General features: G+C 35.8%; 15 protein-coding genes and 1 pseudogene. 3 read left to right on the top strand and 13 right to left on the bottom strand.

Annotated features, from left to right (window positions below):
• Positions 1 to 8: 8 nt before the first annotated feature.
• From J3U74_RS08765 to rplM, 7 genes are all read right to left on the bottom strand, one after another.
• On the bottom strand, positions 9 to 947 hold the full coding sequence (locus J3U74_RS08765; RefSeq protein WP_267329235.1) for a hypothetical protein: 939 nt from the start codon (positions 945 to 947) through the stop codon (positions 9 to 11).
• Between the two features lie 160 nt (positions 948 to 1,107).
• On the bottom strand, positions 1,108 to 3,885 hold the full coding sequence (locus tag J3U74_RS08760) for an autotransporter outer membrane beta-barrel domain-containing protein (protein WP_267329234.1): 2,778 nt from the start codon (positions 3,883 to 3,885) through the stop codon (positions 1,108 to 1,110).
• A 422-nt stretch (positions 3,886 to 4,307) separates the two neighbouring features.
• On the bottom strand, positions 4,308 to 5,264 hold the full coding sequence (locus J3U74_RS08755; protein ID WP_267329233.1) for an inorganic triphosphatase: 957 nt from the start codon (positions 5,262 to 5,264) through the stop codon (positions 4,308 to 4,310).
• 192 nt (positions 5,265 to 5,456) lie between these two features.
• Complete coding sequence (locus J3U74_RS08750) at positions 5,457 to 5,867, bottom strand: ClpXP protease specificity-enhancing factor (RefSeq protein ID WP_267329232.1); 411 nt, start codon at positions 5,865 to 5,867, stop codon at positions 5,457 to 5,459.
• Between the two features lie 42 nt (positions 5,868 to 5,909).
• Positions 5,910 to 6,542, bottom strand: coding sequence for a glutathione S-transferase N-terminal domain-containing protein (locus J3U74_RS08745; protein WP_220217638.1), 633 nt, complete (start codon positions 6,540 to 6,542; stop codon positions 5,910 to 5,912).
• 320 nt (positions 6,543 to 6,862) lie between these two features.
• Entirely contained in the window at positions 6,863 to 7,255 is a 393-nt protein-coding gene (gene rpsI, locus J3U74_RS08740) for a 30S ribosomal protein S9 (RefSeq protein ID WP_034901366.1), read from the bottom strand.
• 11 nt (positions 7,256 to 7,266) lie between these two features.
• Entirely contained in the window at positions 7,267 to 7,695 is a 429-nt protein-coding gene (gene rplM, locus J3U74_RS08735; RefSeq protein WP_220217639.1) for a 50S ribosomal protein L13, read from the bottom strand.
• A gap of 277 nt (positions 7,696 to 7,972) precedes the next feature.
• Here rplM and J3U74_RS08730 point away from each other — a divergent pair, with 277 nt between their 5' ends.
• Entirely contained in the window at positions 7,973 to 8,599 is a 627-nt protein-coding gene (locus J3U74_RS08730; RefSeq protein WP_267329231.1) for a YrbL family protein, read from the top strand.
• On the opposite strand, the gene pmrB is transcribed toward J3U74_RS08730, so the two are convergent.
• The 6 genes from pmrB to J3U74_RS08700 all read right to left on the bottom strand — a co-directional run bounded on the left by pmrB (position 8,574) and on the right by J3U74_RS08700 (position 13,518).
• Positions 8,574 to 9,662 (bottom strand): two-component system sensor histidine kinase PmrB, encoded by a 1,089-nt coding sequence (pmrB, locus tag J3U74_RS08725; protein WP_267329230.1) that lies wholly within the window; start codon positions 9,660 to 9,662, stop codon positions 8,574 to 8,576. The genes J3U74_RS08730 and pmrB overlap by 26 nt on opposite strands.
• A gap of 32 nt (positions 9,663 to 9,694) precedes the next feature.
• On the bottom strand, positions 9,695 to 10,357 hold the full coding sequence (pmrA, locus tag J3U74_RS08720) for a two-component system response regulator PmrA (protein WP_267329229.1): 663 nt from the start codon (positions 10,355 to 10,357) through the stop codon (positions 9,695 to 9,697).
• A 130-nt stretch (positions 10,358 to 10,487) separates the two neighbouring features.
• Positions 10,488 to 11,024, bottom strand: a complete 537-nt coding sequence (locus J3U74_RS08715) for a phosphatase PAP2 family protein (RefSeq protein WP_267329228.1) — start codon at positions 11,022 to 11,024, stop codon at positions 10,488 to 10,490.
• A gap of 248 nt (positions 11,025 to 11,272) precedes the next feature.
• Complete coding sequence (locus tag J3U74_RS08710) at positions 11,273 to 11,956, bottom strand: amino acid ABC transporter permease (protein WP_267329227.1); 684 nt, start codon at positions 11,954 to 11,956, stop codon at positions 11,273 to 11,275.
• A 6-nt stretch (positions 11,957 to 11,962) separates the two neighbouring features.
• The gene (locus tag J3U74_RS08705; protein ID WP_267329226.1) at positions 11,963 to 12,688 is read right to left on the bottom strand and encodes an amino acid ABC transporter permease; all 726 of its coding nucleotides are present in this window, start codon (positions 12,686 to 12,688) and stop codon (positions 11,963 to 11,965) included.
• Between the two features lie 2 nt (positions 12,689 to 12,690).
• Positions 12,691 to 13,518 (bottom strand): ABC transporter substrate-binding protein, encoded by an 828-nt coding sequence (locus J3U74_RS08700; RefSeq protein WP_267329225.1) that lies wholly within the window; start codon positions 13,516 to 13,518, stop codon positions 12,691 to 12,693.
• 543 nt (positions 13,519 to 14,061) lie between these two features.
• Between J3U74_RS08700 and J3U74_RS08695 the strand changes: the two genes are divergently transcribed.
• Complete coding sequence (locus tag J3U74_RS08695; protein WP_267329224.1) at positions 14,062 to 14,658, top strand: imm11 family protein; 597 nt, start codon at positions 14,062 to 14,064, stop codon at positions 14,656 to 14,658.
• Positions 14,659 to 14,992: 334 nt separating this feature from the next.
• Positions 14,993 to 15,232, top strand: a pseudogene (locus J3U74_RS08690) (ShlB/FhaC/HecB family hemolysin secretion/activation protein); the annotation flags it as partial.

The raw sequence follows: 15,232 nt of genomic DNA, 5'->3' as shown, positions 1-15,232 counted from the left end.
CATTCGAATTAAGATTGTTTTTGAGGTTTTTGCCTGCCAAAAAATAACATTACGCCAACTCTTACCATAACGCAACTTAACAGCATTAATATCAAAAGATTAGCCGTAAACAGGGAGTTATGATGATGATCATAAAATTCAACCTCCTGATAAGAGCCTTGCTGAAGATGAAAGATCTTACTGACGAAAAATCCGGTTAAAACAGTTAATCCAAACATGAGCAGACCGTTTAATACGAATAGTAAAAATGAACTAGTAACGACTTTTAGCCACTGTAATTTTTCATTTACTTTTTGAAATAAACCACGTAAGCACAGATAGCCCAGTACATTACAAATCGTTAAAATCACTAAAAAAAGAAGTAATGAATATAGATGTAAATGCCCATAAACACATAATGCTATAAAATAATAATTATACATTAAGATAAACAATACTAAATGCAGCTTTGGGCTGTTTTGACAGGCTATCGCAGTGTCAATAGATGTTATATCGGGGTTAAAGTATTTAACCATAAGATAGAATATCAGTGGAATGCAAACCAAAATAATCCCAGCGTTAGATAGTAATAGTGATAAAGATTGTAATAGCGGTAGCGGTGTCATTGAATTGCTAAAATAGACGTAGGAAATTAATTTAATAAAAACAGTGGTGATAAACATAATCAATCCACCTTGAAAGCTATTTTTTCTGGTAATTTGATGGATAGAATATTTATTTAATAAGATCAACGAGACAATAAAAATCATTATTGAAGCAGGAAGATAATCTATAAAAATAAATAATAGGAATCTAACTTTATAGATAAGGTCTTGAGACCAAAAAATTTCAAAGATTGCACGTTGTATCTCAGACACAAAAACCGCATCGATAATCCAAAAGCTTAAGCTAAATAGCCAGAAAAATAACACATACATCAAGGGCAATTTACAATAAGATACCTTCATTCCTACCTATCCTTATCAATTATTTTTTTATTTAAAGTTATGTTGTTATCGCTCAAGTCTAAAAAAGTAGGTGGAGCGAAAATTATTTAGCAAATTTTTTATTATTTGCCAATTAACCTCGTCCACCAGAGATAATTTGTTGTTTTAAATAGTTGTTAAATTAAAATGAATATCGATAACCTAGATTGATCTGTTTTTGATCAAACTTATTACCCACTGAGTAAACAGCATCACCATAAAGATGATGATTTTGATTTAACTGCATATTTACACCGATGCCGTTATCCCACCAGTTACCCCCAAAATCATATTTTTCTTTGGCGACATGATTAAAGGTATAAGCCGTTTCGCCGTCAAACTCTTTTAGGAATCCTGTTTTGATATAAATATCGATTGGGTTGTCATCAATCTGTGTTGAGTATCCTAAAATTGCACTGGTTCGACCGATCAGTGAGTTATAACGGCTTAATTTGGTCTTTAAGCCGTTGCTGGCTTTGATTGTTGCGCTATTTTGTTGTGAATAGGTAAGCTGCATTTGTGGTTCGATATACCATTGGTTGATATAGAAGCGTTTACCGATTTCGGCACCAATTGAAAAGCCTTTAGTATCACCGTCGCCTTTAACCGCATAACCACCACCTGTTTTCGTGTTAAATTTATGTGACATGTGCATATATTTGACTAATGCATCAAAATATAAACCATTGTGTGCTTGTAATGAGGTATATAACGCAACTGAATAGCTTTTGGTATGACCATCTCCGACATGATTATCAGTATTACCACGGGTAAATCCGCCCATAATACCGTAATAGATATCAAGATTATCATTATCCACTTTTCGATCGACGCCGAGTTGCAATCCATAATAGCGCATATCAAAATTAGATAAGCGATTATCATTAAATGAGCTTAATTTACCGGTGTAAATTCGACCCCAGACATCGCCACCGTCACCGTTATTTGTACGTAGCTGCCCCATTCTTTGTAGTAATGTTTGCGTTTCGACATAATTCATTAAATAGTTTGAATTCAGGATATTGGCGGCATTTTTTGCGGTATTAGTCAAAGTTGGTTTTGTTTTATCTTTGCCGGTATCGTTATTATTGCCGTTGTTACCGTCGGTGTTGCCGTTATTACCGTCGGTGTTGCCGTTGTTACCGTCGGTGTTGCCGTTGTTACCGTCGGTGTTGCCGTTGTTACCGTCGGTGTTACCGTTGTTGCCGTCGGTGTTGCCGTTGTTGCCGTCGGTGTTACCGTTGTTGCCGTCGGTGTTGCCGTTATTGTCGTCGGTGTTGCCGTTATTGTCGTCGGTGTTGCCGTTATTGTCGTCGGTGTTGCCGTTATTGTCGTCGGTGTTGCCGTTGTTGTTGTTGTCGTCATCACTGTTATCGTCATTTACAACATTTGGATTGCTAATTGCCGACAATACCCAATCTTCAGAGGTTGTATCACGCTCACCGCTGACTTTGGTTAGCGTGTTAAATAAATAAGGCCCGATATCAAAAGAAGATGCCATAGCAAAATTGGCATTGCCGCCTTGGGTTTCAACTAAAGTTATTTTTTCGGTACCGTTTACCCGGTTGGCGCCAGTTTTATTGTCAATGAGGGCAATTTTATGATCGCCCCAAGCTTGCCTTACGCCAGTAATTTTAAGCAGATCGCCCGCAAGCGTTTGACCTATGCCAGTTCGCATTTCAAACAAACCTTCACCATCTAATGATTGAGCGATAAGCTCCATTTTATTGTGACTATCGAGCGTTAATGGCATGTTCGGGGTTGTGTAAGAATAACCAAAAGAGACTTTAGCTCCTTGATCTAAGGTTAAATGATCAAGATACGAATTATTGGTCATCTTCCACTGACTTTGATTACCCTCCAGGATAAGATTTATCTCGCCTTTATTATTGGCATATTGATTATTGTTATCCATTGAGGTTAATAAATACGATCCATCATAAAGAACGAAGTTTATAAGAGCATCACCCATGCGATCTTTCTTCGCATAAATATCGCCTTCAATAAGCGTTTGACCAGCGATATCAATTTCGCCCCCTAACGATTGAATTGCATTAAATTCTTGATTCGATTTACTCACAATTCGGTTTTTAACATCATCCGAAGTATAAATATTTAAAGACCCATTAAGCTGTTGCATGTTAATAGGGATACCATTGGCAATCATTAAATCAACACCGTTGCCAAATTCCATAACATTATTTTCAAATGGATCAAGATTTACTGAGTTGATTGATTGTTGGTTAAACGCTATACCATGACTTTGTTGACCAGTCATATTGATTGACACATGATCTCTAAACCTTAAATAAGTACGGACAGCGTTAGGATTATTGGATTTAAGCGAATAAATAGCATAGCTATTTTGTCCGGCTGAATTAATGTTAACTTTGTTATGAAAATCGCCTTCGGAGTGAGATTGATCGCTAGAGTTGTACATTCGGATACCAATAAAAGCGTTGCTATTTGAGCTGGTACTATCAATGTTAATTTTATTGTAGGATAAAACTCTACCCTCACTTGCAATATAAATACCGGTACCTGCATCTTGCGCGATATTTAGATCGGTATGAAAATAAAATCTTCCACCGTTTCGAACATTCACCCCGTTAAAGCTGTTGTAATTGCCATTAGAATGGCTTTGAATATCAAATGAATTATCACCATAAATAAAAATTGATTGGTCGTTGTTGGCTTCTAAGGCTTTACCACTATCTTTAATGATATGGGGCCCTGCTGCTGAAGAAGTATCAATATCAATGGAATCTTGTTCACGATCGGTTGAAATACCACTATTGAGATAATTTGTGATATTAGTGTGGTCGATTGAGAGTGCGTTAGCTGACAATGGAAATAGCGATAAAGCGGTGGACGACACACTAACGAGTAGTGTGATTTTATTTAATTTTAATTTCTTCATGTTTTTTCCTTACTATTCCATGGAGTTATTTAAATTTATTTACTAAGAAATGTAATTTAATGGCAAATCAATGGTAAAATAGCAAATGTTATTTTTACTGTCTATCAAATAATCAAACTTTATCTTGCTTTTATTTTTCATTAAGTTGCTTTGCCTAACTGCCAACCATTTCCCCTACTTAAAACAGGGAAATGTAGTCATAGCTTGATAAAAATGGAGGAGAAAGAGAATTGAGTAAGATGATAAATTTTTAAACAATCAATTTGCCTGGAATTTCAAAGCTTGTTTAACAAAATTATCGTTGAACAATCTGTAATAAATAACCACAACAGCAATACTATTTAACAACCCAAAAACGATAACAAACCACAATGGTGATTTCAAAAAAGTTATGTTTAAACTTATTCCTTATCTGTTTTAAATCACTCATTTTTAACTTCATTATCGATTTGTGCAATCAGCATAAGTTTGAGTGTTGTATTAATTTCACTAAATGCAAATGTTTTGATCGTATTTATCGCCGATAATGCCATTTGCCACTGTGTAAGTTCGGGATTGAATTTATCTGCTTTATTCATTAACTGATGATTAACTTGATCAAGTACCCGCTTATAAAAATCAAGATTATCAATTGATAACGCATACTCTTCGTTTTTTTGCCAATATTTGATGATATCAAACAAGCTTGATTGTTGCGTTAATTCAAACTCCGTAGGTGATATTTTTTGATTATTTAACAAACGATATCCCCGGGCAGCTTTACTTTGTGAAAATAAGTGTAAATGGAATCGGCTCAGTTCGTTGGCAAAGTTTAAAAGATCGTGTTTATTACCGTGTTTGATCTCTAACTCGACTTCTTGAATTGGTATAGTTTGACCATTAGAGGTGATTTCACCTTGATCTAAGGCAACTTCAATTTCGCTATTGGCAAACGAGATCAACCAGACTTGACGGGTAAAGTTGGTGGTAAAAAGTGGTTTTAAATTTTGTTGTAGCGTTGTAATGTCACACGCTTTAGGAAACACTTGCGCCGGAAAAAGAGACAAATCGAGTTGTGGTTGACTTAAATCAACATTGTATTCAGCACGCTCATGTAAACCGGCGATAGCGTGGCTATCACGCTTTAACGTCATTTCGTACTGTTTAGTCTGGTTGTTTTCCGTCGATCTTAGTCTTAATCCACAATGATGATTGCGCAAATAGTTATCGGCTGTATCATAATAGCTATTAGCCAAAGATAAGGTTGAAAATGTACGCTGCTTTTTCGATAAGCTCGAAAACTCAAGCTCATCACTACTCGCCCATTGATTTAAAAAGGCTTGAAGATTAGCAATATCTTCTTGATTAATTTGAAACTTTAATTCAATTTCATGGCTCATACAGATTTAATTTGTTAGTTAGTTTGCTATATCATATATCGATAAGGCAAGAAAATACAAATGACAATACTTGCTAAAGGTTGCCTGCTTGATTAAGGTTTCAAATGATTTTGCCAGCATAAGCAATAATAGCTTTTTTAAAAAGCTATTATTTTACAAATGGATAACATTTATTTAATGCTTATGTAATAACTACTTAATCACACGAAACGGGTTGGCAGGCTTTTTATCGGTTTGTGTTGTCGGGTTAGATGACTTTTCACGTTGCATTTCATATTGCGGTTCTTCATGAAAACCCATACCCATGCCATTTTCACGAGTATAGATACTAACTAACGCTTCCATTGGAACAATGATATGTTCGGACACGCCTGAAAAACGGGCATTAAATTCAATCCGATCATTGTTTGCTAAATATTGCCCAACTGAATGGGGCGCAATATTCAACACGATCTGATTATTTTGAATAAATTGCCGTGGCACCTGTACCCCCGGAACGGTTGTGTTAACGAGAATATACGGGGTTAATTGATTATCTAAAATCCAATCATAAATAGCCCGAAAAAGATACGGGCGACGTGGCAACATTTGTTCATATTCCATAAAGGTTACCTTGTTGATTTCAATTGCAATTAAAAGGGTTGATTATGCCCTAATTTTCTTTTCGTCATCGGTTAACGAACTGACAAAAGCAGGACGTTCAAAAATACGTGCCATATAGCTTAAATAATTCTTTTCAGCCACTTTAGGCAATTCAATGCCCATAACAGGTAAACGCCATAGTAGTGGTGCAAAATAGCAATCACATAAGGTAAAATCATCACTCATAAAATAGTCTTTTTCTTTAAACATGACCGAGATAGAAACAAGATCATCAAGTAAGTTTTTGCGAGCGACTTTTGCTGCATCACTATCCGGATCAGCAATAATGGTTTCATAGGCGCTGTACCACTCTCGTTTGATACGGTACATTGTCAAGCGAGAATTTGCACGCACAATTGGGTAAACAGGCATTAACGGTGGATGCGGGAATCGCTCATCAAGATACTCGAGGGCAATGTGAGGCTCAAACAACGTGAGATCACGATCGATTAAGGTTGGGATAGAGCTATATGGGTTAAGATCCAAAAGTTCTTGGGGTAAGTTGTCAGCTTTGACAAACTCAATCTCTGCAGTTACGCCTTTTTCCGCCAGCACAAAACGAATCTGATGGCCGTAAATATCAGTTGTATCACAAAATAATGTCATTACAGAACGTTTATTAACAGCAACAACCATGTTCACTCCAAATATTAAAATTAAATTTTAGTTTAGATAAGTTCTATTCTAGCAAATTGGATAACAAATTTGTTAAAAAAAATGAATTTTCTTATTAAGAATCGCCGAAATATGACGATTTTGACAAGAAGTTTCAGATTTTATAGGTGTTTAAGCAAAAAAGTGATCAAGATTTAAGATTTTAGCGTTGTGATAAGATTTTTTGACGGGAAATATCAGTAAAGTTATTTCACTATTTTTCAACAAGTACGTTAAACATAAAAAAACCCGACCAATGCCGGGTTTTTGGTACAACTTGATAACGTTTTTGTAAAATACAATTAACGTTTGCTGAATTGTGGACGACGACGTGCTTTGCGTAGACCCACTTTTTTACGTTCTACTTGACGTGCATCACGAGTAACAAAGCCCGCTTGACGTAATGATGAACGTAAAGTTTCATCATATTCCATTAATGCACGAGTAATACCGTGACGAATCGCACCAGCTTGACCTGAAATACCGCCACCTTTAACAGTGATGTAAAGATCAAGTTTGTCAGTCATTTCAACTAACTCAAGTGGTTGCATCACAACCATACGAGCAGTATCACGACCAAAGTATTGCTCTAAAGAACGTTTGTTAATAACGATATTTCCACTACCTGGTTTAATAAACACACGAGCAGCAGAACTTTTGCGGCGACCTGTACCGTAATATTGATTATCAGCCATCTTTTATCCCCTTAAATATCTAATACTTGCGGTTGTTGTGCCGCATGATTGTGCTCACTACCAGCATAAACTTTTAGTTTACGGTACATTGCACGACCTAGAGGACCTTTCGGTAACATGCCTTTTACAGCGATTTCGATGACTTGTTCAGGATGACGTTCAATCATTTCTTTGAAAGTCGCTTCTTTAAGCCCACCGATGTAGCCAGTATGACGATAATAGATCTTATCAGTGCGTTTTTTGCCTGTTACAGCAACTTTCTCGGCATTGATAACGATAATATAATCACCTGTGTCAACATGTGGTGTATATTCTGCTTTGTGTTTACCACGCAAACGGCTTGCGATTTCAGTTGCTAAACGACCTAACGTTTTGCCTTCTGCATCCACAACATACCAGTCGCGTTTAACTGTTTCTGGTTTAGCTGAAAAAGTACTCATTCGTAATTATCCAATAATTTAATTAATCTCACGTTAATAAATCATATGATTTATTTACACTTTTTTGATTGCTGCTATTAATTAACTAACCCCTTCGAGTTGTTATACTAATTTTGACAACCGAAAACAGCGTTGGGAAGAACGCTGTCGTAACGTGGGTGGCGATATTATACAGAAATATATAAAAAGCGCTAGCGTTTATCATAAAAAATCGTAGCGAGAAAAAACAGTTACTGTTAAACTCTTTAAAAAACTCAATTAGCCAATATCAATATCTATGAAAAATCTAATCCAACTTACCGATAAAGAGTATATTAGCAAAGGCTTACACCGCAAATGTTATCATCATCCTGATGATGCCAATAAATGTATCAAAGTTAATTATAACGAAGGTGCGCAAGAAGAAACCAGCCGTGAGATAGCGTATTATAAACACCTTATCAAACGTCATATCGCGTGGGACGCATTGGCGCAGTATTATGGTGCGGTCAATACTAATCTTGGCGAAGGTCAAGTTTTTGAGTTGATTCGGGATCAAGACGGTAACACATCAACTACCCTTGAAAAATATCTTGCTGATGAGCAACTGACTTCGCAGTACTATTCGGCGCTGGTAACCGCTTTGAAAAAATTAAAAGCCGATTTATTGCGTGATCGCATTATTACCATGACCATTAAAAGCAAAAATATTTTGTTTCAACATCAATCTGCCGATCAAAACCGATTAGTCATAATTGATAATATCGGCAATTCTACCTTTATTCCCATTGCCAACTACATCGGTTTTTTTGCTAAAAGCAAAATTGAACGAACTTGGCAACGATTTTTAAAATCACTAATCAGAGAAAATACCCATAATCCTTTGATCACAAATCTGGTCAATGATGTGAATCACTCAGCTTAAGTTCTGCAATGGTACCTTGCTGGTTTGGCCTGTTTTTTAACGTAAATTGCCCATGATGTAATTTGGTTATACGGTTGACAATACTCAGACCAAGCCCGATACCATTATGTTTCCTGTCCATGCGGAAAAACGCTTGTGTCAGTTTTTCCGTTTTTGACTCATCAATACCACTCCCCTCATCTTCTACTGTTATCACAATCATATCGGCTTGTTTAAAGCAACTTACCGTTATTTTGCTGTTTGCCGGGCTATAGCGATAACTATTTTCCACTAAGTTGCGTATCAGTAATCGAATCAAGGTAGCATCACCATTAAAAAATAGCTGATTGTCTTGATAATACCATACTAGCTGTTGCTGTTTTTGCTCAGTTAATTCGGTCAGTTCATCAGAAAGTGGGATGATGATGTCGTCATAAAAATTTATCTTCTGATATTGCCCAATAGTGAATTTTTGACTTGCCCGTGCCAGCATTAACAATTGTTCAACCGTATTGACCAGTCGATCTATCCGTTCAATTAATTCACGGCAATCAATCTTATTTTTGTTTTCTAAAAGTTCTAAATGTAAGCGAATGCCGGCTAATGGCGTGCGCATTTCATGAGCAACGTCCGCTGTGAACAAGCGTTCTTGTACCAATGTATTACTTAATCGGACAAAGAGTTTATTTAACACATTAGTGATTGATTTGATTTCCCGCATGTGGCTAATTTGGCTAATGGGTTTAAGATTATCTTCTGTGCGTTGATTTAAATCTTGTTCAAGTATTTCAAGCGGCTTTGTGATCCATTTGATTGCTTTATAGGCCAAAAATAACGTGACTAACATCATCGAAAACGCTGAGCAAAATAAGGCAAAAATGGCTTCTAGCTCTTCGTGCTCGACAACTTCATCGATCTTATTTTGACTTAACGTTAAATTGACAAGGACATCGATTTGCTCTTTGCTTTCATGCCATAACCATAATACCGTGATAATTTGACATATCAGCATAATTGCACCCAGCGTGAAAAAGAGATTCCAACGGATACTATGGCGAATGTTACTGAGGGATTGACGAATCATATCTGATTTTATCCGTAAAGCGAGAAAACTGATTATTGACTATCATCGAGTTGATAACCATAACCACGAACAGTCCGAATGGTTTTTCGTCCTAGCTTAGTCCGTAAACCGTGAATATACACTTCTAGCACATTGGAGCTAGGGTCACTTTGCCAATCATATAAATCATTTTGTAACAAATCACGATGAACCTTTTCGCCCGCTTTAAGCATCAAACGGGATAAAACAATAAACTCTTTGGGCGTAAGGGTCACTTCTTTATCATCTAATGTCACTTTTTGTTGTTTGATATCAATAGTAATTGCACCATAAGTTATTACATTATCAGCCGTTCCTTGATTTCGGCGGATTAATGCTCGCACTCTGGCAAGGAGTTCGGTCAATGCAAAGGGTTTAATTAAATAATCATCCGCTCCTTGATCTAAACCTTCGACGCGATCTTCAATCGTATCACGAGCGGTTAATATGAGCACAGGGATATCAATATGATTTTTACGCCAGCGCATCAACAGCTCTAAACCGTCGCAATCGGGTAACCCCAAATCTAAAATGATCAAGCTAAATTGAGAAAATTGGATAAGATCTTCCGCCTGCTTGCCATTTGATGCCACTTCACATACATAACCATTAGAGGTAATACCGTCATAAAGCCCTTTTTGTAATAGACTATCATCTTCTACAATCAGTATTTTCATTAGGAATCACCCCAGTTATCGATATTAGAATCATGAGCATATTTTGACATTTATTATATGCTTTGCAGCACATATACCAAATCATTATTGTTAGTTGCCATAAACGTTTTATTATTATCTATTGAGTCAGCTATCGGGATTTATTCGCACGCAACAACCAAATCTTATTGATGATGTATGCCGATATCAAACTCAATAAAAATCCGGTTACGATATCGATTGGCCAATGAATTCCAAGATAAATACGGCTCCAACAAACCAGCAAGGCAACGATTGTACAAAAATAAAGCAAGGTTTTTAATTGAGATTGATAGTTGAAATATATAGTGCAACAAATTCCCCAAACAAATACTGCATGCTGACTAGGAAATGAGCTGGTTTTATCATGATATAGATAATTCGTACCAATATCCAGTGCAAACGGGCGGGGTGAATAGATCAGATGTCGAATTAAAAATGTGATGCTAAGTGCTACGATTAAAGTGACAACAATCTTAATAATCAACAAGCGATAACTTTTATTAATTGCGCCACCGATAATGAGCACAATAATCGGTAGAAAGGCCAGATAGTTGGCACAAAAGATTGCAAAAGAGATAAACAGCTTCGATGCATGATCAGAAGCATTGATTAACAAAAAAAGTTGAGTATTTAAATCGCGCCACATACCGCATCCACTCGAATTATTGATTACTTTTGAATAATTTAATCGTTAAATCTTAAAAAAACCTTAATAAATCATCAAGCCAATAACCATATTAAGCAATCTGTATGGCGTAATGATGCGATAAAATCGTTTAAGCAAAGGAGCAAACAGCAAGTGTCGATGTATCGTTATCAATGCGTAATTGTCGATGTCGCATTTGTTATTAACGTAGTTGTTGATAGATAGTTTAAGCTTAGTCACCCTATTTTTTAATTTTTCTGATTAAATCGTTTTTGCGTCAATCGTGAAACAGAAATATCGAGTGATGCGCAAATCACAAAATAGACCAAAATAACAAATAAAAAGATTTCGGTCGGATAAACCATACTGCGGTTGTTAATCTGCGTAGCAATAAAGGTAAATTCCGCAACGCCAACAATATAAGCTAACGAGGTGTCTTTGATTAATGATACCCATTGATTGACAAACGACGGCAACATCATTTTCAACGCTTGAGGTAAAATAATATAGACAATCACTTGTCGTTTTGTCAGCCCAAGCGAGTAAGCTGCTTGCCACTGCTCGTTAGCTATCGCCACCATGCCAGCATGCACAGAGTGCCCAATATAAGCAGCGCCGATGAAAGTTAAGGCCGAGATCACTGTTGCAATTGCCGGTACATCAATATTTAACAAAACCGGCAAAAGAAAATAAGTCCAAAAAATCAGCATAATGACCGGAATAGCTCGTAAAAAACCAAGTAAAATGATGAGTAATTGACGAGCGATGCCGTTAAGAACGGTCAAACCAATACCGGCGAGTATGCCTAATAGCGTTGAGAAGATTATCGCAATAACGCTCATCATTAGCGTTAAAAATATACCGCCGGGAAAGTTACCCCACATAAGATAAGGCAAATTATCCCAAATAACCGTTAATCCTTTAAGTTCCATTATTTTCTAAACCTTACTGGTTGATAATCTTGTTGTTTGATAAATATTGCCAAGGGTACCAACTATCACAATGGCTAAAATATATAACAATGTTGCTATAGCAAAATCTTGAAATGTTTTTAGTGACTCTGTTTCAATTTGCCGTGATACATAAGAAAGCTCAAGCACCCCGATAGCCATGGTTAATGATGAATTTTTGATGATATTCATATATTGACCAATTAAAGGCGAAAAGGCGATACGAAAGCTTTGCGGTAATATGATAAATCGCATACTTTGCCACCAACTTAACCCCAATGCTAAAGAGGCTTGCTGTTGACCCTTTGCCACGCCTGAAATCCCAGCCTGAAACTCTTTGGCAATAAAAGCGCTTGAATAAAAAGTTAACGCTATTAAACCGATGATAAATTCAAAAGAAGGCATTTTTAACGTGAAAAAATAGCAAGAGATTTGTGGTTCATCTAATAACACCATTTTCAATTCAGCCGGCAACAAGTTGCCTACGCCAAAATACCAAAAAAACAGTTGAGGCAATAATGGCGAATAACGAAAAATAGCGTTATATCCCCCTATTACCCCTTTAATCAATTTAAAGTGGCTTTGCTCTGCAATAGCTAATAAAAAACCTAAAAGCGTTGATAAAATAATGGTGAGAAATGAAATCGCTAAGGTGACTAAAAAAGCATCCCATAACCACCATAAATATCGAGGCTCAAGTAGTTGCTCAAACATGGTTACTGACCGTTACCTATTTTAAAATCACCACGTGGCATGGCCGATTTAGTTTCTGGTCCAAACCAACGATTATAAATAGTGACAGCCTCGCCGTCTTTTTCAAGATTTAATAAAATTTGATTCACTTTATCTTTTAAACGTGTTTCACCTTTTGGAATGCCGACGGCTTGATACTCTTGAGTGATACTAAATGGTGAAATTTCAAATTCTGCACGTTGATCTTCTGGCACATTAGCCAATAAACCAATCAGCTTAGCATCATCTTGAGTAATAGCGTTAACTAGCCCATTACGTAAGGCAGCAAAGGCAAAAGGCGTATCGTCATACGAAATCACTTTAGCGGTAGGATATTTTTCACGTAGGGTAATTTCCATTACCGTCCCTTTATCTGCGCCAATACGAAGATTGTTAAGATCATCTGCCGTTTTTAACACGCCTTTTTTAGCAACAAATTTTTGTCCGGTTGCAAAGTAAGGCACACTAAAATCGACCGCTTTGGCACGCTCCTCAGTTACTGTAAAATTAGCCACAATTAAATCGGCTTTTTGTGAAGTTAATAAAGGTATACGATTGGCTGGATTAGTGGGAACTAACTCAACTTTTACATTTAAAGCTTTACCGATTTCATTAGCATAATCAACATCAAGCCCGACAATTTGATTAGTCTTTTCATCGATATAGCCAAACGGCGGATTACTATCAAATACCGCTATTTTGATCTGTCCGCGTTTTTCAATATCATCTAAGCGATCGGCATAGACCGAACTTGCAACAAATAATGAGCTGATTAAGGTTACCGCCGTCAGTGATTTAGTTAAAAATTTCATTGTTATTATCCCCCATTGGACTTTGTATAGGGTTTCAGTCTATCAATAAAGTATTTGGGTTAATAAATAACAATTATTTAGGTGCTTATAACTTAAAGTTATATTTAAAATGACCCATAACTTATAAATAACTTATAAATAGTACACGATTGTACTATTAGCAATAAAATAACTCGGGTTTAAGCATTTAAAACCTGTACACATCATAGTATCAAGCTGAGTGTCTTTGCACTTTTGTGCCGGCTGGATTGTGAAAAGGTTCCAATCGAAAAATAATAAAAGGCAAATACGTTGTAAAATAGATAGTATGCTAAAAATCATCTGAATTGATAAAAGTTCTTTTTGTACACTCACCACCGACCGATTTGATATTCAAAAATAAATATGGTTATTAAGATCAAAATTCCCTGCCAACTACAAAATTTAAAAGAAACTATTGAGTTAATTTAAATTAATAAACAAATATGATATTGATTGAAAATTAGACTGGATTCAACAATAATGATGAAAAACCAATAACATTAAATAAAAGGAATAAGAAACATGAATAGTACAAATGACGAGTTTGAATATTATATTATTGATCGAGCAGGTGATAAAGCCTATCCTTTAATTGGTCCACAAGATGATTCCAGACATACCATGATGTATTCTAGAACAAGAGAAAGAATAGAAAATCCCGAATTGACTCATTTTAAATTTTGTGACCCCATTCCAAAAGAACCGGTAATTGGCGATTATTTTCCTTCACCTGAAAGTATTGTTTCAAGTAAAATAGCCGATGTTTTAAACGCTATGCACATTACAGGAATAGAGCTCATTCCTGCCGAAATCGAGACCAATACTGGAGACATTTTAAAAGATTATTTTTATATACATATCTATAATTATCTAAAAGCCGTCGATAGAGAAAAATCTGAATGTACAGAAGATGATTACGATCCCGATCTATTACTTTGGATCGACAGTTTAGAACTTGATAAAAATGCGTTGAAAGATATTCCATTAATCAAACGATTAGTATTTAAACTTTATGAAGATTCATCTATACATCTTTACCATAAGACCGTTGTTGATGCTATTATGAAAGTTAATCCTAAAGGTGTGTTATTTACAAAAGTGGAAGATTGGTCTTTCTAATTTTCGAGAAGATTTGAAGATATTAATCCAACTGAAACAACGAGGATGAAAATATCCGAGAGTTAATTTTATATGAATGATGAAATTTAGTTAAAAATAAACTTCATTCCCACTACAAAAAGAGCAGGATAAATTCTTGCTCTTTGCTCAAGAAAATACTTCAAATTATCCTAAGCCTAACTTACAACCAATAATGACCCCCTATAAATACATTTATACCGAACAGATTACCTATTTCTTTTTTATATAAAAACACTTATCGTTTTTAAATAGACTATTTATTAGTCATATGTTAATATTTCAAAAAAGGATTTTTATTAGATTTTGATTTTATATGGATTTTTTATTTAAACATAGCTGTATTGCGGCTGTAACAATCGTATTAACATCACCCATAACATTAGCTCAATTGCCTGCTACGCAGCAGTTGGGTGATATGCAACTGATTCATCAACAAGAGCGTCAAAAGGCTTTAGAAGAATCATTAAATACCACTGCTCCCGATATTCATTTGCTTCCGCCGACAACCAGTGTCAACGAGTTAAATTTTCCGCAAGAGTCTTTATGTTTCAAT

This window comes from Gilliamella sp. B3892, assembly GCF_026536305.1.
GTDB lineage: Bacteria > Pseudomonadota > Gammaproteobacteria > Enterobacterales > Orbaceae > Gilliamella.
This window is presented reverse-complemented; position numbering and strand designations above follow the sequence as displayed.